Source organism: Nonomuraea sp. NPDC049784 (assembly GCF_040659615.1).
GTDB lineage: Bacteria > Actinomycetota > Actinomycetes > Streptosporangiales > Streptosporangiaceae > Nonomuraea.
Genome location: NZ_JBFAMX010000057.1, coordinates 13,398 through 34,039, shown reverse-complemented (window position 1 = coordinate 34,039; position 20,642 = coordinate 13,398). Strand labels below are relative to the sequence as shown.

Sequence of the window (20,642 nt, the reverse complement as noted above, 5' to 3'; positions counted from 1 at the left end):
GGCGGCTCCGGCGGCCCTCGTGCTCGCGCTGGCGCCGCACGACGTACGTGCCCGGCGCGCACCCCGTACCCCCATGCTCGGGATGCAGCAGGTAGACGGCGGCCGACGCCTCGAACATGCCGATCGCCAGTCCGTCCAGGTCCGAGATCCAGGTCGTCCACCGGCAGGTGCCCGGATCGGCGACGAGCGTGTGGGGGTTGCCGCCGGCTGCGCCGCGCAGGAGCTCGACGCCCTCCGGGGGAACTGGCTGCCAGCGGGAGTCGGACAAGGCCCGTACGGATGCGGCTACGACGGAGTGGGGGATGACGATGAGGTCGCCCTGGGCCTGGAGGCCGTCGACGACGGGGATGCGTACCGACTGCTCGAGATGGTCGAGCACGGCGAGTCCGGTCTGCTGGGTCAGGGTGGCGAGAGTCACAGTCATGGTGTTCACCTCAGGTTCGGCGGAGAAGCAGGGAGTACTGCGCGGCGGACAGCCCGTAGGTCCAACCGGCGGCGTCGATCGGGTCGTCGAGGAAGCCCGGCACGGTCAGCCCGTACCGTCGGCGGCGCCCGTCGCGCTCCACGGACCCGTTGACCGCCAGGAGCACTCTGGTGCCCTTGCGCATGTCGTAAAGGCGCAGTTCGGAGCCGGGGTTGCCAGGGTCGGGCGCGGAGGCGACGAGCCGGAGCCCGGCTCGCTCGACGTAGGAGGCCCAGCCGAGGTGCTCGATGGCGCACCGCCTGACCTCGACGTTGGCCTCGTCCGCGATGCGCCGGACGTCCGGATCCGTGATCACCCAGGGCGGCACCCGCGTCCCGTGCCAGTAGTGCAGGTCCCAGCCGTCCGCGTAGCGCACCGCCGGACCGTCGGCGCAGTGCAGCCGCACCTCGCCGTCGTCGCCCCACACCTCGGTGTGTATGGCCACCGGCCGCTCGGAGACGACGCAGACACTTTCCCTGGGCCACCACCAGCCGCACGACCCGGCCAAGGTCGCCCACAGCCCGAGCCGCTCCAGTTGCGGGCCGGTGAACGCCACACCGGCCACCCGCCGCAGAGCGTCGTAGCGGACGACCCAGTGCTGGAGCCCGTACCAGTCCTGGCGGAACGGCCCGTCGTGCGCGGCCTGCAGCGGCGGGACGAGCGTGGTGCTGACCGATCGGGATAGCGGAAAGAGAACATTCTGGTGAATGAGCCGGTCGATGGGATCTTGAGCCGGTCTGATCCGCGCGTCGAGCTCCTTGCGCAGCTCCCGCACCAGTGCCGCGAACCGGCCGGGCACCGGCCAATCGGCCATGCGCTCGACGGACTCGCGGATCCGTGCCCCTGGCGGAACGGTCGTCAGACCTGCGACGGGTGACGGGACCCAGCGGAAGCGGGGTGGAGGGAGCCCGATCAGGCGGTACAGCTCGGAGATGGCGGCCTCTGCGGCCGGACGGTCGGCGGGCAGCGTCGAGAGCGCTTGGCCCAGCCATTGTTCGCGGATGGCGGCAGCTTCCCGCTGCACGAGATCGCTCACCGGATCAGGGTGGCGTCGTCCTTTCTCACGATCATGTTGGAAAGAGTGACAGATCGGGCCCGGAGATGTCTACCCGTTGCCCGGAAGGCGCCCGTGGTCCGGGAGTCCGGCGCGCCGAATCCCAGCCCCTTCACGTTGCCGGAACTACCGCGCCACAATGAACCCATGTCGGGCTTCAAACGGCTCACCATCGAGGAAGCGCGCGCCCTCACCCGCGCCGAGCTCCTGCCCCGGATCGAGGAGGAGCAGAAATACTGGTACGAGCGCATCCGCCGCAGCAGGATGCAGCCGGGGGACGATGAGGCGTTCAAGACCTTCAACAAGATCCTGCATGCCGCCGCCGACCTCGACCGCACCCGCGCCGACACGGAAGCCATGCTCCAGAGCAGGCCGCTCGACGAGGACTACTGGCGCACCCCGCTCGGCGAGCTGGGCGTGCTCTGAACGGGGGAATACTTCACGCCACGGTCATTTCCTGGAGTACGAACGAGTCCGCCGGCTACTCCTCGATCACCCGGCACGCGTGCGGGTGGTCATCCTGGACTGCTGCTACGCCGGCCGTGCGATCACGGCGCTGTCCGGCTCGGGAGTCGCCGACTACACGGATGTCCGGGGCGCGTACACCCTGACCGCCAGCGATTTGACGGCCCGCGTGCCACCGCTCGACGAGCAGGCATTCTCCCTCACCGCGTTCACGGGCGAGCTGGTTGATCTGGTCCGCACCGGGATCCCCGGGGAAGCCTCGCTGCTCACCCTGAACACGATCTACTCCCACCTTCGCAGCCCTTTCCGGCTGCACCGGAAAGGGCTGCCCGCTCCCAATCAGCGCGGCACCGACACCGCGGACCGCTTCGGTTTCGTCCGCAATGCCGCGACGGCGCCGCCGGACAGGAACGTTCACTGGATCGAGGTCGGCTGGCGCCCGCCGGGCCGCGTGGCCGGGGATAGCACTCAGGAGCGCATACCTGCGCAAGAGGAACCTGCGGAGGTGGGAAGACCTCAGCGAAAGACCCGGCAAGCCGTGATGTCACCGTCAGTCCGCAGCCCGGTCGCCGGTTACGGTTCTGGCTCGGCACCCTTATGTGGATCACCGGCATTGTCTGGGCCGCCATTTACTACCTCGCGCCAGGCGAAGCCCCGTTCGCGGTGCTCGGGAACCTGAACCTCCTGGTTGGTTTCGTATTCGTGGTCCTCGGCTTGGACCTGGCGGTACGGCGCCCATCAGGGTGAGCTCACGCGAGTTCGGCCGGGAGGCCGTGCGGATCGACTTTCGCGACGATCAGGGCCGGGGCGTTGGACGCCTTCGCCGTGCTGAGCGCCAGATCGAACGCCGCCGCGGTGTTGACGGACTGGGCGGACTGCACGCCGAGCCCGTTGGCGAATTTGACGAAGTCCCACCGACTGAGCACCACGTACGGTTTCGGCTGCGCGCTGGGGTTGCCGAAATAGGCGTCGTCGATGAGGAACTGCTCGAAGGCGTAGATGCCGTTGTCGATGACGACGACGACCGGGTTGCGCGCGTACCGCGCGAGCGTGGACAGCGCCTGCGCGGTCATGTGGAAGCCGCCGTCGCCGCAGATGACCAGCGGCCGCCTGCTCGACCCGAACGAAGCACCGACGGCGGCGGCCACCGAATGCCCGATCGAGGCCCACACGGCGCCGCACATGAACGAATCGCGCCCTTTCACCGGCAGGTTCGCGGCCGAGGCGACGCCAAGGAACGTGTCGGGAACCACGAGCCAGGAATCGTCCAGCGCAACGCCTATGCGCTCGAACACCTGCCGGTAGGTCAACGGGCCCGTAGCCGGCGCGGGCGCGGGTGGGTCCACCCCGACGGGCACGGGTTTCGGCGCTGCTTTCGCGGCCTCGGTGACGAGCGCCGCCACGAGCGCGCCGATTTCCGCATTCTGCTTGGAGCCGCCCTTGATTTTCACCTTGCCGTCATAGGCCGAGACGATGCGGTTGCCGGCGGTTGTCACCAACGGCGCGTAGTTGCTGGGAAACACGCAGCCGAGCATCACGAGCAGGTCCGCGTGCTCGACGGCGTTCGTGGCGGCCGGGGTCGAATTCGGTGGGGCGTAGACGCCGACCCATCCGTTGCCCTGTTCGGGCAGCGCCGACTTGGCGAGCAGCGCGGTCGACCAGCGTACGCCGAGCTTGGCGATCAACTCGGCGACTTTCCCGGCGAGCCCGTAACGCTGGATTTCGGTGCCGACGAGAATGACCGGCGACGTCGCGGCGCGGATCAGTCCGACAATCGTGGTCGCGAGTTGTTGCTCGGTGCCCGCCGCCGGAATGGCGACCGGCAGCGGCCCGGCCGGCATCGGGCAGGCCAGATTCCAGATATCCCTGTTGATCTCGACATAGACCGGCCGCTTCTTCTTGATCGCGGTCGCGACCGCGTTGTCGACCACGGCCGGCACTTCCGAGGCCTTGGCGGCGCGCGCCGCGCTCGCGGTGACGAGCTTGTACGCGGCCAGGTCCGTGTCCGGCTGGCCGGTCGAATGGGAGAACAGGACGTCGAAGTCCTTGAGGTTGTTGAGGTTGGCGGTGTTCGGGCCGCCATTGATGACGACGACCGGGCTGCGCTCGACAAAGGCGCCGGCAATCGCGTTGATCATGCTCAGCATGCCGACCCCGTTGGCGACCGCCACGGCGCCCAGGCCTTTCGTCCGCGCGTACCCGTCGGCCGCGTAACCGGCCTCCAGATCGCTCGCGGTGACGACCGGTTTGACGCCGTGGGGGCCGACCGCGTCGAACAACGCCGCGCAGAAGGCGGCCGGCACGCCGAAAAGCGTGTTGACCTGCTGCTGGCTCAGCCGCGTCAGGATGTAGTCGGCGACGGTGAAGGCCATGGTGACGCTCCCGTGTGGGCCTTGGATCAGACGCGGACCGGCATCGCCGGATTGACCATTGCCGCGTTGCGCGGGTGGTGGATGTGGATGTCCGGCATCGGCCGGGGCACCGCCTTGCCGAAGAGCGCGGCTATGTGCTGGACCAGGCCCTTGCACACTGTTTTGTCGAACAGCTCGTTGTCCACGTTCTCTTCGAACGTGCCGCCGATGACGACGTGATCGGCGCGTGGGAACATGTAGCCGTCCTGGCCGTAGAGATATTGCAGGTTCGGCTGTGCCGGCAACATCGCGAGCTGCCCTTTGATGGGCATCATCTTCGAGTCGTTCCACAGCGTCTTCGCGCCGAGCCCCGTGCAATTAACGATGATCTTCTGCGTCAGCGACGTGAACACGTCCGATTTGCTGACGAATTTCCGGTGCACGAACGTGACGCCGTGCGCCCGCAGGTCGCTTTCCAGCCGTGGGAGGAAGATCGGCGGCTCGACGAGCAACGTCTGATACCTGAACCCGGGCTTGGTGTGCCCCTCGAACGGCATGCGCGACAGCGGGACGCGCGGCGGCAGCAGTCCCGGCACGAGCTGCTGGACCACGTCGAGATTGGGTGAGGGCTTCGGCGTGAAGTTGGGGCGCTCGGAGACGCCGAAACCCTGGCCGATGCTGTTCTTGAAGGTCAGGTAGGACGTTTTGAGTATGTCCTTGAGCTCCTGCTCTTTCCCGGCGTACGCGATGACGGACACGGCCCAATGGCCCCCGGCCTTGAACGACGTGGTCTCGACCGGGTTGCGGTCCGAATAGATGGTGACATTGAGGCCGAGGCCGAGCAGCAAGGTGGCGGCGGTCATCCCCATGACGCCGGCGCCGAGCACCGCGACCTCCGTGTCATGCGACACGGCGATGCGTTTCTGGACCAGCTCCTTCACCTTGGCCGCACAACCCCAGCTCAGCGTGATGCCGGCACCGCCGTGGCCGTAATTGTGCACGACGAACCTGCCGGACACCGTCTCGGCGTCGAGCCGAAAAGAACCGTTACGGTATGGTCTGACTCCGGCGAGACACGCGCCTGGCGCATTGGGGTCGAAGGTGAAATCCGGCGTCGGCAGATTGGGAACTGCGTCCATGCGGCTGGATGACATCGTCGACCTTCAAATTACGTCGCGTCTCCGGGAAAGCGGTCCGTCCGTACGCTTACCCTCCGCCACGGGTGATGGCTGCATCGTATCCGAGGGCTTGACCGTCCACTAGGCAGCTATTTCCGTTCAGGGATACGCCGCTCCGTACGCCCGTAATGGCAGAAGCCGGCCACCGTGGCGTCATGGAGCGTGACGGTGAACATGCCGCGCCCCGGCCGCAGCTGCCGCCGGCGCTCCAGCATCTCCGCGGAGATCGGACCACCCAGATAACGACGAACCTCCGGGTCCAGCCACGTACGTTCCATCGCAGGCAGGTCATCACGCGTGCTCGCCCGAACGAGCAGGCGTTCCGTCGAGATCCCGGCTGGATCCAGCCACTGTCCCATGATCGCCCCCAATCCGATCCGCAAGATCAGCCAATGTAGGGCAAGCCGGTATCGGCTGGATAGGAGCCGATCCGCAGCACCTGCTCCCGGCGTAACCGCTGCTCGGCCTGCCTGTCACCGATCAGGCGAAGCGATAGACGACACTTTGCGCTCAGCGTCGCAGACGGGCTGCTTCGGTCATTCATCCTCGATTCGTGGTCGGCGACCGAATTCTCTGTGGTCCCGGGGATGAAAGGAACCTTGTATGCCAAACATAGCCACTTATTTCACCAATTCGAACGTACGCGAGTCCAAGGTGATCGCCCGGCTCGAGATCGGCATGATCATTGGCGGTCTCGTGGGAATGGCCTTCCTGCTGCCACATGCCTTGTTCTGGGGTGACGGCGGGTGGCGCTTCGTATACCTGTCGGACTTGCTGACCAAGGGAGAGCTGAGCAAGGAGAAGTATTCGCTGATCGGCCCGTTGTTCTCGGCCCCGCTCTGGCTGCTGGGCAAAATATACCAGTCCCCGGAATGGTGGTGCGAAAAGTACAACACTGCAGTTTTCGCCCTTGGGTTGTTCATCTTCTATCGGATGCTGCGCAATCACGTGTCGCGCCGTCTGCTTCGCCGTTTCTTCCTGCTGCTGACCTTCGCCTCGATGTTCACCAATCATTTGCTCTTCTACTGGAGCGAAGTGTTCACGGCGGTCCTGGTCGGCATCGGCACCGTCTGTCTGGTCGCCAAACGCCGAGGGTGGACGGCGATCGTGCTCGGGGTCGCCAATGCCCCCGCCGCCCTGCCCGCCATGATGTTGTTGACCGCCCAACGTATCTGGGACACGCGGCGACTCCGATTGGTGGTGGCATTCGTCGCCGCGGTGGCGGTCGTCCTGCTCGAGGCCTGGATCCGCAGGGGCGACCCTTTCGAAAGCGGATACGGCGACGACAGAGGCCCTAGAACGATCATGCCGTTCTCGGGTCAGCCCGGGCTCAGTTATCCGATCTTCTTCGGCCTTCTGTCACTGTTGTTGTCGTTCGGGAAGGGACTGCTGTTCTTCGCACCCGGACTGTTCCTGCCCGTACGCCGCAGGCTTGCGGCACTTCCCGGCCGCGCCGCCACGGATCTGACAGCGCTCTACCGCATGTGGATCGCGTTCGTGGTGGGCTTGGTCCTGCTCTACTCCACCTACTGGTCGTGGAGCGGGTCGACCTTCTACGGGCCCCGCTACCTTCTGTTCGCCTCGTTGCCCGCATGCCTGGCACTCGCCGTCCGCCTGCACCGCCAGGACTCGTCCATCCTGGCGAACACGATCACAGTGCTGGCACTCGTCCTTTCTCTCTGGGTTGGTTTGAACGGAGCCGTCTTCGGCGATGTCCCCGCCCGCGATGTCTGCCTGACGCCGACCGGCACCTACCTCGAAGCCCCGCTGTGCTACTACACGCCTGAGTTCAGCGCCCTTTGGGTCCCGTTCATTCATGCCCAGGCGGTGACCCCGGGGCAGTATGCGTACCTGCTGTACGGCCTGGCGGTGGCCGTCTACCTGATCACGCCCCCACTGGTGGCGTTGACCACACAACTCCTCACCCGAGCACAGGTTCTGGCGAAGGGCTTTCGTGACGACCGCGCCAGGGCGCGGTTCTCCAAGGCACCCGACCTGGTCCCACAACTGTCAGGAGCTCTTGCGGGGCAGACCACCGAAGTTCGCCCACGGTTCGGGCCGGACGAACAATGAGGTGCGCTTGGTCGAGGCCGTCAGCCCGGCTGTCATAACCGTCACGGCGTCGGCCCGTCCGGCGCGGGGCCGAGTGTCTGGGGGAGTCCGAAAAGTTCGAACAGGCCCGGGTCGCGGAACGCGACGATCTGTGTGATTCCCGCGTCGGAGGCCGAGAGGACCATCACCGCGTGTGCGTGATGAACGCCGTCCGGGCCGCGCCCATACATGGCGGCCGCGGGCTGCCCGTTGGCCGAGGTCGCCACCATCCGGAAGGCACCTGGCACGGTGAGAACCCTGGACCCGAAGAACCGGCCGACGGACTCGCGCCCGGCGAACCAGGTCGGGGTGGGCGGCATCTCCAGGACGGCGTCCTCGGTCAACAGCCCCATCAGGGCCGTGATGTCGGCGTTCTCGAAGGCCGCGACATAACGATCCAGCAGTTCCCGCTGGTGCGCGCCGGAGGCCTCGGTCGTGTCGTCTTCAGAGGGTGCCACCTGGCCAAGCTGGGCTCGAGCGCGCTGCAGGATGCTTTTGACCGCGGGGACGGAGATGCCGAGCAACTCGGCGACCTCTGCCGCACGCAACGCCAGTACGTCGCGCAGGATGAGGACGGCGCGCTGGCGCGGGGGCAGATACTGCAGGGCGGCGATCAGGGCGAGCCGCAGACCTGCCCGCGCCACGACGACGGCGGCGGGATCGTCCAAGCCGGCGCGGACCAGCCGGTCGGGGAAGGGCTGGAGCCAGGTCACTTCCGGTGGCGGTGCCAGAGGGGCGTCGGGGTCGTCGGCGGGACCGCCGAGGCCCGACGGCAGCGGCCGGCGCTTGCGGTGCTCGAGTGCGGTGAGGCAGACGTTGGTCGCGATCCGGTAGAGCCAGGTGCGCAGTGACGCCCGGCTTTCGAACGCCTCGTACGAGCGCCACGCACGCAGATAGGTCTCCTGGACGAGGTCTTCGGCGTCGTGGACCGAGCCGAGCATGCGGTAGCAGTAGGCCAGGAGCTCCGGCCGATATGGGGAGGTCAGCCGTACGAAGACGTCGCTGTCTGGCGTCATCGTCGCCCCGGTCGGTCGACCGAGGCGGGCCCGCCCACCGTCCGCCCGGTCGAACGTGGTGTTGAGTCGGAGTGCCGGCGGCCCCTCCGCATGCGCTTCGGCGGGATCATCACCCATCAGATTATCGACTTCGACGTAGGTGTGGCCCATCCGCGTCACCGTCCGGTGCCGGGCCGGGCAGCGAGTTCGACGATCTGCACGTAGTTTCCGACCGGATCCTCCACCGTCGCGATGAGGCCCGGGCCGAAGTCCTCCACCGGGCGGATCCACTGCGTGACGCCCAGCGCCTTCAGGTGGGCAACGACCGCCTCGATGTCCTCGACGTAGAAGTTGATCAGGATCCTGCCTGGCTCCCGTGCGCTCCGCTCGAGATCGTCGCGGCGATCGAAGATCAACCTTCCGTCGCCCACCATCAGGACGGTGCTCGGCCCGGCCGACGGCGCGAACGCCGCGCGGTACCAGGCGCTGAGCCGTTCCGGGTCGTCGCTGCCCAGCACCAGGCCGCCCAGCCGAATCCCTGTCGTCTCCACCATGATCGCTCCCTCTCGGTCGTCATCGGAATTCCGTCACACCTATCGACTCGCCGACCTGCCGAAAGGAATCGGCCGAGACGCCCGCCGGATCTCCAAACCCGCGGGGAAGCTCATCCCCCGGACATGAACGTCCTGATACGGCGCCCAGGACTGGCCGACCCCCGGAGCCCTCCCATCAATAAAGCGGACGGAGGCGGAGCGGAGTCGCGGGGACCGTCCTGGTCGATGGCCGCCCGTGGCGGGGCCGTCCCACGAGCGCTCCGTCTCATAAAGCCACTCGGCGCGGCCGAACCCCGGGCACGCCGGGATGCAGGTGGAGCTCTACCTCGACGCCGGCCTGGGTCAGGCGCAGGGCGTAGGTGAGGTCACCATCCCGGAAGATGCCAGTTGCCCGACCTCGAGGTAGGCCGGCGTGCTCGAACGGCGCTTGCCAGGCCATCAGGCTGTCTCAGAGTCATCCCGAGCATGCTCAGGCAGGTGCTCGCAAACGAAGTCAATCGCGCCTTCGAACTGCGTAATAGCTGTTCAATAGGGCTGTACACCTGGCGAACCCTTGATCAGATCAGCCTAGCGACATCACCTTCCCGATCGCCCCAGGTGAACTGGCTTGCTTCGCCCGCCTGGTGGAGGAACGAATCCACGTACCTCCCGGCAACCGGTGAAACTCGGTCGAGGGTGCCGTGAAACCGGCGCCGCCGAGAGTGAAGCCATGAGCATCACAGAATTCGGACGTACCGGGGGCGGCCTGGCCCTCGACGGGGGCGCCGATCTGGCCGTACGTGCGGAAGGGCTTGCCAAGACGTTCGGCGAGCACCGTGCCGTCGACGGGATCGATCTGGACGTACGCCCCGGTGAGATCTTCGGCGTCCTCGGCCCGAACGGCGCCGGCAAGACCACCATGCTACGGATGCTGGCCACCCTGTTGAAGATCGACGCGGGCCGTGCCGAGATCTTCGGGGTCGACGTGGCCGGCAACCCGCACGTGATCCGCCAGTTGGTCGGTGTCACCGGACAGTACGCGTCGGTCGACGAGAACCTGACTGCCCGCGAGAACCTCTGGCTCTTCAGCCGCCTGCAGGGCATCGCCGCGCCGCGCGCCCGGCGCATCGCCACCGAGCTGCTGGGCCAGTTCGGCCTGGAGGAGGCCGCCGACAAACCGATCGCGCAGTTCTCCGGCGGCATGCGCCGGCGCCTCGACCTGGCGGCCAGCCTGATCACCAGGCCACCGCTGATCTTCCTCGACGAGCCGACCACCGGTCTCGATCCGCGCACGCGCGGCCAGATGTGGGACACCATCCGCGGTCTGGTCGCCGACGGCTGCACGGTGCTGCTGACCACGCAATATCTGGACGAGGCCGACCAGCTCGCCGATCGCGTCGCCGTCATCGACCACGGCCGCAAAGTCGCCGAGGGCACCCCCGACGAGTTGAAGACCGCGGTCGGCAACTCCACTCTCCAGTTGCTGCTCGCCGAGCCGGGCGAAGTGCCCGCCGCCGTGGAGGTCGTGCGGCGCGTCCTCGGCTCCGACCCGGTCCTCAGCCCAGAGCATGGCCGCCTCAACGTCGCACTTGACCAGGCCGATCTGGCCGCGGACGTACTGATCGCGCTGCGCAACGCCGGGGTGTCGATCTCCTCGGTGAGCGTGGCCAAGCCCAGCCTGGACGAGGTGTTCCTCGCCCTCACCGGCCACGAGACGGACGGGGACGACGAAACCGGCACGGAGGAGAACCGATGAGCACCATGATCGCACCCAACCGCGAGGGGGTCCGGGCCGCCGACCGAGTGGCGGCCGCCCGGCGGCGCGTCACCATGGGGGAGACGCTCGGCCAGACCCTGACGATGGCGTGGCGGGCGCTCAAGAAGATGCGCCGCAACCCGGAGCAGTTCTTCGACGTGGCGCTGCAGCCCATCCTGTTCACCGCGATGTTCGCCTTCATCTTCGGCGGCGCCATCGCCGGCGACGTGGAGAGCTACCTCCCCCTGATGATCCCCGGCATCCTCGCCCAGACCGTGCTGACGACGTGCATGGCCACGGGCACGCAACTCCGCGAGGACATGGAGAAGGGCGTCTTCGACCGGTTCAAGTCGTTGCCGATCGCCCGGATCGCGCCGCTCGCCGGCCCGATGGTGGCCGACCTGCTGCGCTACACGATCGCGGCCACTCTGACCTTCACCATGGGCCTGGTGATGGGCTACCGCCCGGGCGGCGGAGCGGGCGGCGTGCTCGCCGCGATCCTGCTGGCGATCTTCACTGGCTGGTCGCTGGCGTGGGTCTTCACCTGGGTCGGCACGATCGCGCGGAGCGCCCAGGCCGTGCAGGGCATCTCCATGATGATCTTGTTCCCGCTGACGTTCCTGTCGAACGCGTTCGTCCCCGTCCAGACCCTGCCCGACTGGCTGGCCGCGTTCGTACGGATCAACCCGGTCTCACACCTGGTCACGGCCGCCCGCGACCTCGCCAACAGCGCCCTCGTCAGCGGAGAGGTGGCCTGGACGCTCCTGGCGTGCCTGATCGTCATCGCGATCTTCGCGCCGCTGTCGGTACGCAGCTACAAGCGGCACATGTGATCTCCGGCCGTCACCGCCGGAGACCTGCTCAATGAGACTCCGCGTCTCGTCGAGCAGGTCGGGGCCGCGTCGATCGCCGTACTCGGCCCGCACGGCGGCGATCATCCCGGGCGCGGCCCGCTCCGCGTACGGTTCGATCCGCTCGAAGGCCATGCTGGGCATGGTGCTGTGGTAGGCGAACCGCTCGGCCAGCACCAGCAACCCGATCGCGTCGCGGGCGGCCATGGCTCCCCGCAGCAGGCCCCAGGCGCCGATCGCGAAGAGCATCGAGCCGCACAGCGGGTAGTCGAGGACGGGGTTCTTCGCGGCCAGCAGGTCGTAGCCCCGGACGGTGGAGAACAGTTCCTCGCCGTACCGGCCGTCCTCCGGCGGGGCGTGGTACGCGTACGCCGTCAGGGCAACCGACTCCGCGACGATCGTCCACGGCGTGAACTCCGCGCGCGGCACCCCGGGCAGGCGCAGGTCATGTGCCCGCCGGACGGCCAGGCGGTATTCCGCGAGCGCGGCGGCCGTCTCGCCGCGGGCGAGGGCGAGCTCGGCCGCGCACAACGAGGCGATCGCCACCCCGCCGAGCACTGCCTCGTTGTCGTTGATCCGGGTGATCTCGGCCAGCTCGGCCTCCGCGGTGTCGAGGTCGCCGTCGGCGAGCGCCGAGGTCAGCAGCACCGCGCGGAGCTGGGTCTCGTCGTCTGTGGCACCGAGCCGGCTCAGCACCGGGATGGCGGTCCGTGCGTGTCCGACCGCCCGCCGGCGGTCGCCGAGCTTCATGACCAGGTGGGCCAGTACGGCATGCGTGATCGCGGCGCGCCACGGCCCTTCGTCCTCGCGGAGCATCGTCAGGGTCCGCTCGGCGGCCTCGATCGCCCCCGTCACGTCTCCCGCGTTCTCCAAGGCGTGGACGCTCGTGTGCGCCGCCGCCAAGGCCAAGTCACGGTCGTCGCTCCAGCTCAACTCCGCCAGCCGGCGGCGCACGTCGGCGTCGTCGGCCGAATCGCACGCGAGCACCACCGTAGCCATCGCCGCTATGCGGTGATCCGTCGTGTCGCTGGTGGGCAGCGTGCGGAGGAGCTCGCGCAGCGGATCGTCGTCGTCAGTGGCGATCATGATGTTCATGATCGTGATCAGCATGGCGGTCCTGGTCACCTCGACGAGGTGCGGCGGCGGTGTCCAGCCGGTGATCACCTGGGTGATCGCGTCCCGGTGGACGAAGATCCGGGGGTGGTCGCCGCGGATCGACCACAGCGCGCCGACGCCGGTCAGCAACTGGACCGTCGTGACGGGATCGGGCTCGCCGAGAGCCTGCCGGAGCAGATCGGCGAGGTTGCTCTCCTCGGCGCGCAACGCGTCGGCCGCCGCGAACTGCGTCGGGCCGAACAGCTCGGAGGCGTGTTCGAGGGCGTACGCCGTCGCCCAGGCCCGCTGCGCCGCCCGAGCGGGCGCCTCCTCGCCGGCCTCTTTCAGCCGCATCCGCCCGAACTCCCTGACGGTCTCCAGCATCCGGTAGCGCAGGCCATACGTCGTCTCGCGGACGCTCAGCAACGACTGCTCGGCCAGCGCGTCCACGACGTGCAGGGCGTCGGGGCCGAGTATGTGCTCGGCCGCGGCCAGCGTGAAACCGTCGCCGAACAGCGACAACCACCGCAACGCCTGCCGTTCCGGCTCGTCCAGCAGATTCCACGACCAGTCGATGACCGCGAGCAGCGTCTGGTGCCGGTCGGGGGCCGTACGGTTCCCGCCGCGCAGCAGGGCGAACCGGTCCGCCAGGCGCCGCGCGATCTCCTCCACCGACATCACCCGCACCTTGGCCGCGGCCAGCTCGATCGCGAGTGGCAGCCCGTCGAGGCGGGCGACGACCTCCTCGACCACTCCCTCGTCGATCCGCACACCCGGGCGGGCGGCCGTGGCGCGCTGGCGGAACAACTCCACCGCGTCGCCCGTGGGCAGCTCGCCGAGCAGGTAGACGCGTTCGGCGGGGATCGACAAGGGGGCGCGCGAGGTGATGAGCACCCGCAGGTCGCGGGTCGTCACGGTCAGGAACGCCACCAGGTCGGCGACGGCCTCGATCACGTGTTCGCAGTTGTCCAGGATCAGCAGCGCCGGAGCCTGGTCGAGATGCTGGGCGATCCGCGCGCGAACGTCGGAGCGCTGCTCGGCGGTCAGGGCCCGACGCCCGCTGACCGAGTCCCGAACTCCGAGCGCCGAGCCCACCTCGCCCACCACGCCCTCCGGCGAGGAGACGCCGACGAGCTCGACGAAGTGAGCGACGGGTTGCGCGGCGTTCCTACCGACGACATGAGCCAGCCGCGTCTTGCCCAGCCCGCCAGGGCCGATGATGGAGACCACCCGGTTGGTCTGCAACAGGGCGTGCACCGCACGGATGTCGCCGTCGCGGCCGAGCAGCGAGGAACCGTCGAACAGGATGCCCTCACGCACCGGCCGATCCGCGACGAGGAGTTCGGCGTACACGCGGGCGAGCTCAGGCCCTGGTCCGGTGCCGAGTCGCGCGACCAGGCCCGCGCGATACCGCTCGTAGCGCTCCAGAGCGGCGGCGACACCTCGTACGGCGGCCTCGCTGCGCAGCAGGCAGGCGAGCAGCTCCTCGTCGTGCGGCCGATCGGCCGCGGCCTCCTCCAGCAGCGGCAGCGCGCCCTCGTGAGCGCCGCTCCGGCCCCGCGCGATCGCCGCCACCCGTCGCGCCTCGGCCACCCACCCTGCTGCGACGCCCCTCAGCTCAGCGAGTGCGCCCGTGGCGCCGTCCAAGCCGCCGCCCACGAGACCCATGGCCTCTTCGGCGCGGCGACGCGCGAGCACCATGTCGTCCTCGCCCAGTGCGGCCCGTGCCTGCTCCACCAGCGCGCCGAGCAGCAGCGCGTCCACCTGACCAGCGGGCAGCCCGAGCCGGTAACCACGCGGGATCCGCACCGCGACCTCGGCGCAGGTCGCCGCTCTGGTCCGCGAGACGACCACCTGCAGCGCCTTCGTCGGATTGGCCGGCGCCTCGTCGGGCCACAACTCCTCGACCAGGCGCTCGTCACTGACCCCTGCACGCCCGTGAATGGCGAGCACGGCCAGCAGAGTGTGCGCGCGATCGCCGACCACGCGCACACCCCGCCAGCGGACGCCGTCGAGCAGGACCAGTGCGGGGGACACACCCTCAGCTTACGGACGAGTCATAAGCGAGGAGCGTGACCGCGAGCATCTCGACGAGTGGATCGAGGCCCACGCGCGCCACCCATGCCCGGCTGCACGATCTCCGGCACAGTCACGGTGTGACTGTGAGTGACCGCTCTTGGCTCGGTAGTTTCACCGCGGCACGTGACGAACGAGCCGGAACGGCGCTGACGGTTGGTGGGTCAGCGGCGTCCTGCCCGGGTCAGTGCGTCCTCGGCCTGGGCGGCCATCGCGGTGACGAGGTGCTTGGGGATCGGCGGCGAGCTCGGCCTCCCGGCCGCGCCAGCGGTCGAGGTAGGGGTGGCCAAGGCCCGAGCGCGCACCCGGGCCGGCCGGTGGCTGATCGTCCGAGGCTCGCTGCTGAATGACGGCCCCGGAAGCGCAGGTCGCGGTGATGCTGGAAGCTGCTCGCCCCGCCGAGATGGCGCCCCTGATGGTCGACGCCTACGGCTTCACCGACAGCGAGCGCCGGGTCACCGAACTGGTGGCCAAAGGCTTGTCCACCAAGCAGATCGCCGGCCGGCTGCACGTGTCGTCGTACACCGTGCAGGACCACCTGAAGTCGATCTTCGCCAAATCCGGCACCGGTTCACGCGGCGACCTGATCGCCCGGCTGTTCCTCGATCATTACGCCGTCTCCTTGACGTCGGAAAGCGCCGCAGACATGTGGTGGTGAACATCGCGACTGGCGGCCAACACAGGTGTCGGCCCTGCGGAGTGGGCGGTTGGCTGAGCTCAGTGATCAATGTCTACCCTCGTGCTTGGATATTCCTGTGCAGGGATCTACGGGTCACGCGGCTGAGCAGGTGGCGCGAGGTGTAGCGGCGGCCTTCGCCGCTTGTGGCGCGATGGACTTCGCCTATGGCCAAGGATCGGTGTTCACCGGATTCACCACTCATTCAGATCTTGACATCGTGATCATCTGGGGTGAGAGCGAACCGCCGCCTCCAGGGCGACGGCCGGTCGAGCAACTAAGCGACCCCGGCAGTGCGCCCACCCAGTTTCATGGCCTCACGTTCGGGCTAGACAAAGTGCGCGTCTCCGGGTGGGAGGTCGATGTCGCTCATTACACGCGGACACGATTCGACTCCTGGTGCACATTGGTCAAGGCCGGTAACGGATGGCAGGAGGAGGAGTGGCCCCAGCCCCTTCACACGGTTGCCGGCTTCGTCCACGGAACCCTGCTGTCGGACGGCGAACGTGTCGGCCACGCGATCAGAGAGTCGATGCGTACCCCACCTTCCCAGCTGATCACCAAGTCGACGGTCGCACTGGAACAGCAACTGCCCGGTTATACGGATGCCCTGCTCGACTGTGCTGACCGGGGCGACGAGTGGCTCTTTCATCAGCTTGCCGCACGGCTGGTCAAGCAGATCTATATTGCTTGGTTCGCGCTTGAAGGGCACTACCTTCCCTTCCCCAAACGTCTCCGTCAATGGATCCAGCACCTCGGCCTGAACGAGCAGGGCGTTCGGCTCGAACGACGGATCTGGGAAGCCGTCGCCCTCCATGAGCGACGACTCGCCATCGTGCGCTTCGCTGACCATGTGCTCGCCAGTAAGACGGCGAATCTTGCGGTATGACTCGGCCCGGCTGGCGTCTCAAGGCCTTGAACCGGCGGCAGATCCGCCGCCGTACAGGGTTGCAGACGGGCGACCCATCAAGCTTCCGGAAACACCATGGGAGCCACCCGAACGGACGATCACGAACTGAGCCGACCGAACCAGAACTCGTTAGGAGGGACGACCGTGAACCAGCGAGGCGAACGATCCTGAACGACCCCGGAGATCAGTCGCCCATGATCGTCCAAGGCCGTTGTTAGCAATTGCGTTAGCAGATCAGCATGTCTGCGATCCTGACGCTGACACTCTCCTAACCGGGTTAGCTAGGAGCTGGATGGCTGCTCGGAGTGGAGGCGAGGGTGAGTGCCGAGAACTGCTGCAAATTTGTGAAGAAGCGGGATTTCGTGTCGGTGGCTGCCGTCGAACTGGCGTGTACGCCAGGAGGCCGACTTCCGTCATAGGTTGAATCTCGCACGTGACGGACAGGAGGCTGAGGTGGCCGAGACGACGCTGACCGAGTCGATGGTGGCCGAGGTGATGGCCGAGCTGGCCGAGCTCGAGGACCCGAAGACACGCGAGGTGAACGAGAAACACGGTGACGATCACGGTGTGAACCTCAGCAAGCTGCGCGCGCTCGCGAAGCGGCTGAAGACGCAGCAGGAACTCGCGTGCCAGCTCTGGCAGACGAATGACACCGCGGCGAGACTGCTGGCGATCCTGATCTGCCGCCCGAAGGCGTTCGAGCGTGACGAGTTGGACGTCATGGTGCGCGAGGCGCGCACACCCAAGGTGCACGACTGGCTCGTGAACTACGTGGTGAAGAAGAACCCGCACTCCGAAGAGCTGCGCCTGGCCTGGTCCGCCGATCCGGATCCAGTGGTCGCGAGTGCCGGCTGGGCGCTGACCACCGAACGCGTGACGAAGAAGCCCGAGGGCCTCGCCCTCGCAGGACTGCTCGACGTCATCGAGGCGGAGATGAAAGGCGCCCCGGATCGCCTGCAGTGGGCGATGAACCACTGTCTGGCTCAGATCGGGATCGAGCACGCCGAGCACCGCGCCCGTGCAATCGACATCGGTGAGCGCTTGGAGGTGCTCAAGGACTACCCGACTTCCCCGGGCTGCACGTCTCCGTTCGCGCCCATCTGGATCACCGAGATGGTGCGCCGACAGCACGATAAGTAGCAGGATCAAGGACGTCCACGAGCATCCACAGCCAACAGAGCAGCCTGCTCAGATGGCCTCCCGCAGGGCTTCGGTTCCAGCTCCGTCCACCGGTTCAACCCGCAGGACTTCCAGGAACCGCCGACTCGCCGCATCAGGCTTGCGGCCCTGCTGTACACCACGTCCATGGACAGGACCTATGTCTCTGCCCAGCAAGGGATGCAGCCATGGTGGGCCGAAACCCACAATCGCGATCTTGGTTGAGCGAGTCGAGGGAGGGCAGCAGCTGGGGCGGGCGACCCCTCGCATCTGCAGCTTGAAACGCTCACCTGATGATCGTTTGTGGTCACGGTACTAGGCCGCCTGGACCAGGTTCTCGCCGAAGAACCCGGCGATCCTTTCGACGGCGAGGTCCACGTACTGCTTCTTGTCATAGAGGTCAACGTGACTGGCGCCGTCGATCCAGTGGATCTCCTTGGGGCCGGTGGCGCGCTGGAAGGCTTCGACACTCATCCACGACGTGACAGCACGGGTGCCGACGATCATGAGCAGCGGCCGGCGCCCGATCAGTGGGATCGGCGCGAAGGCGTCGAAGGCCGCCATCTTGTCGATGCTGTTCCATGTGAGGAAGCCCGCCGAGCGGGGATGCCGGGCACGTTCGGTGCGGTAGTACTCGAAGCCCTCGGCACCGTGCTCTCCACCCAGCGCGTAGGCCTGCTCGACGGTGTCGGGAAAGAGAGTCAGCACCGGCGGCTCCTCGCCCCGCGCCTCAATGGTGCGGGCGTGGGCCGCGGCGTCCAGCATGCCGAGGAACACGGCCGGATCCTGGGCACCGTCGGCCCCCAGGCGGAACTGGCGGGCGACGTCGACGGCGCTGACGGTGGCGAGGGCCTTGACGCGGCGGTCGCCCGCGGTGGCCGAGAGGGCGTAGCCGCCGGAGGCGCAGATGCCGAGCATGCCAATGCGGTCCGGATCGACGTCGCCCTGGCTGGTGAGGAAAGAGACGGCGGCCTTGAGATCCTCGACGCGCTGCGCGGGGTCCTCCAGACCACGAGGTTCGCCGCCGCTCTCGCCCTGGTAGGCCGCGTCGTAGGCGAGCGCGGCGAACCCCTTTTCGGCCAGGTGGCGGGCGTACAGGCCAGCGGCCTGTTCCTTCACACCAGTGCCGGGGTGGCCGACGACGATCGCCGGACGCGGCCCCTCGGCCGGGGTGTCGGGAAGGTAGAGATGGCCGGCGAGCAGGATGCCGGCGCTGTGGAAGGTGACGTCGATCTTCGTCATGGGACTCTCCGTCCAGTGGTCAGCCGGCCCGGCACGGTGCCGGGCACGTGTCCACAGTCGTCGCAGTCCTGGGGAGGCAAAAGCGGCGAGTTCTTGCCTGGGAAAAGACCTGCCCCCTCACCCTCACCACTCCAAGCCCGACAATGGAGGGCATGAGCACCATGTCCGGCCCCGGTGAACTCGGCGCTTTCCTCAAGGCTCGCCGGGCACAACTGGCCCCGCAGGACCTCGGTCTGCCCGAGCAGGACTCTCGCCGCAAGGTCGCGGGGCTTCGCCGCGAGGAGGTCGCCCAGCTCGCCGCGATCAGCGTCGACTACTACACGCGGCTGGAGCAGGGTCGTGTCCGAGCCTCCGCGTCGGTGCTCGCCACGCTGGCTCAGGCACTGCGTCTCGACGACGACCAGCAGCGGTACCTGTATCAACTGGCTGGCAAGACCGACGCGCGGCCCCGGAGACGTCGGCCCGCGCAACGCGTGCGCCCCGCCATGCGGCGCCTGCTCGACCAGCTCACCGGTACCCCCGCCATCGTTCTGGGCAAACGGCTGGACATCCTGGAATGGAACGCGGGCGCCGCCGCCTTGTACACCGACTTCTCGCAGCTCCCTGCGGACCGGCGCAACTACCTGTACCTGTTGTTCACCGACCCGATCATCCGGGGCATGCACCTGGAGTGGGAGCACGACGCCCGCGACGCGGTCGCCGCTCTACGCATGGAGTCCGCGGCCAATCCCGACGACCCCCAGCTCGCTCGCCTCGTCGGCGAGCTGTCCGTGCGGGACGCCGACTTCCGTACCTGGTGGGCGGAGCATCGCGTCAACAACGCCGCCTATGGCACCAAGCGCTACCGGCATCGGCTGGTCGGCGATCTCACCCTCGATTGCGACACCTGGAGCAGTCCCGACGGCTCGGGACAGCGCCTCATGGTCCTCACCGCCGAGCCCGGTTCCCCATCGCACGATGCGCTGCTCATCCTCACCTCATGGGCGCCCGGGCAGCCGAGCGAGAGTCTCCCTTCCGCGCCGCGATGATGACCGCGTCCCGGCCAAGCTCGGCCGCTTGCCGGTACGGCCGTGGTCTTCCCTCCGCGGGGCCGATCCAACAGAGGTAGTGCGCCGCTGTCAGCCACGGCGGGAACTCCGGAAGCAAGCACTGGCCGAGCGCCAGTGAATCATGGCTGGGTAACCCGTAGGTGTCGTCGTTCGGCCAGCTCCTCCGCGCTGACCAGGGTCAGAATCGGGGTACCCGGCGGCGCGAACATCGTCACCACCAGCTGCGACTGCGCGTCCGGAAGGTTGTTGGCGCCCTGGAGGTGGATCCCGTCGCCTCCGGGCTCGAACAGGGCGTCACCGGCCTTGAGCACCCGGGGTGGCTGCCCCTCCAGCTCGAAGAGGATCTCGCCCTGGGTCACGTAGCCGAAGAGCGGCCCTGGGTGCCGGTGCGGTGGCGCACCGGGGTCACCGGGCGGCAGGGTGACCCGGATAGTCCTGGCCTCGGCGCCAGCCGGGATCCGGGCCGCCGCCTCCGGCAGGGTCGTGATCACCTCAACGCCTGGGGGCAGGTGTGCGTGGTCAGCGCTCATGTATTCCTCCATCCAGTGTCCAGAGTGAGGACAAGACGACCTCCCCGTTTGTGACAGCCCTACGCGGCGAACCTGCCCGGGGCCGCGCCAGAGATCTGGTCGCCCGAGCGGATGAGGGCGCGGTGTGCCCGTGCCGGTAAGGGCCTTTGACCTGGAGCGCGGCCGAGAG

18 protein-coding genes and 1 pseudogene are annotated in these 20,642 nt (G+C 67.9%); 9 read left to right on the top strand and 10 right to left on the bottom strand.

What is annotated here, in order from left to right:
- Together AB0J09_RS15500 and AB0J09_RS15495 are read right to left on the bottom strand one after the other, a co-directional pair.
- Positions 1-424: hypothetical protein (locus AB0J09_RS15500; protein ID WP_360690323.1), on the bottom strand; the 424-nt coding region annotated here is incomplete at its 3' end.
- Between the two features lie 10 nt (positions 425-434).
- Positions 435-1,499 carry a DUF6745 domain-containing protein gene (locus AB0J09_RS15495; protein WP_360690321.1) on the bottom strand — a complete coding sequence of 355 codons (1,065 nt, stop codon included), beginning with the start codon at positions 1,497-1,499 and terminating at the stop codon, positions 435-437.
- A 165-nt stretch (positions 1,500-1,664) separates the two neighbouring features.
- Between AB0J09_RS15495 and AB0J09_RS15490 the strand changes: the two genes are divergently transcribed.
- Both AB0J09_RS15490 and AB0J09_RS15485 read left to right on the top strand, forming a co-directional pair.
- Positions 1,665-1,943 carry a hypothetical protein gene (locus AB0J09_RS15490; RefSeq protein ID WP_360690319.1) on the top strand — a complete coding sequence of 93 codons (279 nt, stop codon included), beginning with the start codon at positions 1,665-1,667 and terminating at the stop codon, positions 1,941-1,943.
- Between the two features lie 636 nt (positions 1,944-2,579).
- Positions 2,580-2,729 carry a cell division protein CrgA gene (locus tag AB0J09_RS15485; protein WP_360690317.1) on the top strand — a complete coding sequence of 50 codons (150 nt, stop codon included), beginning with the start codon at positions 2,580-2,582 and terminating at the stop codon, positions 2,727-2,729.
- Positions 2,730-2,731: 2 nt separating this feature from the next.
- On the opposite strand, the gene AB0J09_RS15480 is transcribed toward AB0J09_RS15485, so the two are convergent.
- From AB0J09_RS15480 to AB0J09_RS15470, 3 genes are all read right to left on the bottom strand, one after another.
- Positions 2,732-4,354: a thiamine pyrophosphate-dependent enzyme gene (locus tag AB0J09_RS15480; protein WP_360690315.1), complete on the bottom strand. Its 1,623-nt coding sequence runs from the start codon at positions 4,352-4,354 to the stop codon at positions 2,732-2,734.
- 26 nt (positions 4,355-4,380) lie between these two features.
- Positions 4,381-5,472 (bottom strand): FAD-dependent oxidoreductase, encoded by a 1,092-nt coding sequence (locus AB0J09_RS15475; RefSeq protein ID WP_360690313.1) that lies wholly within the window; start codon positions 5,470-5,472, stop codon positions 4,381-4,383.
- Between the two features lie 128 nt (positions 5,473-5,600).
- Positions 5,601-5,894 carry a hypothetical protein gene (locus tag AB0J09_RS15470; RefSeq protein WP_360690311.1) on the bottom strand — a complete coding sequence of 98 codons (294 nt, stop codon included), beginning with the start codon at positions 5,892-5,894 and terminating at the stop codon, positions 5,601-5,603.
- 220 nt (positions 5,895-6,114) lie between these two features.
- On the opposite strand from AB0J09_RS15470, the gene AB0J09_RS15465 reads away from it, so the two are divergent.
- Positions 6,115-7,584: a hypothetical protein gene (locus AB0J09_RS15465; RefSeq protein ID WP_360690309.1), complete on the top strand. Its 1,470-nt coding sequence runs from the start codon at positions 6,115-6,117 to the stop codon at positions 7,582-7,584.
- Positions 7,585-7,625: 41 nt separating this feature from the next.
- On the opposite strand, the gene AB0J09_RS15460 is transcribed toward AB0J09_RS15465, so the two are convergent.
- Positions 7,626-8,618, bottom strand: a complete 993-nt coding sequence (locus AB0J09_RS15460) for a sigma-70 family RNA polymerase sigma factor (protein WP_360690327.1) — start codon at positions 8,616-8,618, stop codon at positions 7,626-7,628.
- Between the two features lie 155 nt (positions 8,619-8,773).
- A complete protein-coding gene (locus AB0J09_RS15455; RefSeq protein WP_360690307.1) occupies positions 8,774-9,151 on the bottom strand; it encodes a VOC family protein in 378 nt (125 codons plus the stop codon).
- A 709-nt stretch (positions 9,152-9,860) separates the two neighbouring features.
- Between AB0J09_RS15455 and AB0J09_RS15450 the strand changes: the two genes are divergently transcribed.
- Both AB0J09_RS15450 and AB0J09_RS15445 read left to right on the top strand, forming a co-directional pair.
- Positions 9,861-10,886 carry an ATP-binding cassette domain-containing protein gene (locus AB0J09_RS15450; RefSeq protein ID WP_360690305.1) on the top strand — a complete coding sequence of 342 codons (1,026 nt, stop codon included), beginning with the start codon at positions 9,861-9,863 and terminating at the stop codon, positions 10,884-10,886.
- The gene (locus AB0J09_RS15445; protein ID WP_360690303.1) at positions 10,883-11,719 is read left to right on the top strand and encodes an ABC transporter permease; all 837 of its coding nucleotides are present in this window, start codon (positions 10,883-10,885) and stop codon (positions 11,717-11,719) included. The genes AB0J09_RS15450 and AB0J09_RS15445 overlap by 4 nt, the downstream gene beginning before the upstream one ends.
- A 1,686-nt stretch (positions 11,720-13,405) precedes the next feature.
- Here AB0J09_RS15445 and AB0J09_RS15440 read toward each other — a convergent pair.
- Positions 13,406-14,596 (bottom strand): annotated as a pseudogene (locus tag AB0J09_RS15440) (BTAD domain-containing putative transcriptional regulator); the annotation flags it as partial.
- A gap of 658 nt (positions 14,597-15,254) precedes the next feature.
- Here AB0J09_RS15440 and AB0J09_RS15435 point away from each other — a divergent pair.
- From AB0J09_RS15435 to AB0J09_RS15425, 3 genes are all read left to right on the top strand, one after another.
- The gene (locus AB0J09_RS15435; protein ID WP_360690301.1) at positions 15,255-15,566 is read left to right on the top strand and encodes a helix-turn-helix transcriptional regulator; all 312 of its coding nucleotides are present in this window, start codon (positions 15,255-15,257) and stop codon (positions 15,564-15,566) included.
- 85 nt (positions 15,567-15,651) lie between these two features.
- Positions 15,652-16,473, top strand: a complete 822-nt coding sequence (locus AB0J09_RS15430; RefSeq protein ID WP_360690299.1) for a hypothetical protein — start codon at positions 15,652-15,654, stop codon at positions 16,471-16,473.
- A gap of 516 nt (positions 16,474-16,989) precedes the next feature.
- Positions 16,990-17,634: a DNA alkylation repair protein gene (locus AB0J09_RS15425; RefSeq protein WP_360690325.1), complete on the top strand. Its 645-nt coding sequence runs from the start codon at positions 16,990-16,992 to the stop codon at positions 17,632-17,634.
- 333 nt (positions 17,635-17,967) lie between these two features.
- Here the strand turns inward: AB0J09_RS15425 and AB0J09_RS15420 are convergent, their stop codons facing one another.
- On the bottom strand, positions 17,968-18,894 hold the full coding sequence (locus AB0J09_RS15420; protein ID WP_360690297.1) for an alpha/beta hydrolase: 927 nt from the start codon (positions 18,892-18,894) through the stop codon (positions 17,968-17,970).
- A gap of 152 nt (positions 18,895-19,046) precedes the next feature.
- Between AB0J09_RS15420 and AB0J09_RS15415 the strand changes: the two genes are divergently transcribed.
- The gene (locus AB0J09_RS15415) at positions 19,047-19,922 is read left to right on the top strand and encodes a helix-turn-helix transcriptional regulator (protein WP_360690295.1); all 876 of its coding nucleotides are present in this window, start codon (positions 19,047-19,049) and stop codon (positions 19,920-19,922) included.
- Between the two features lie 140 nt (positions 19,923-20,062).
- Here the strand turns inward: AB0J09_RS15415 and AB0J09_RS15410 are convergent, their stop codons facing one another.
- Positions 20,063-20,473: a cupin domain-containing protein gene (locus AB0J09_RS15410; protein ID WP_360690293.1), complete on the bottom strand. Its 411-nt coding sequence runs from the start codon at positions 20,471-20,473 to the stop codon at positions 20,063-20,065.
- Positions 20,474-20,642 lie beyond the last annotated feature (169 nt).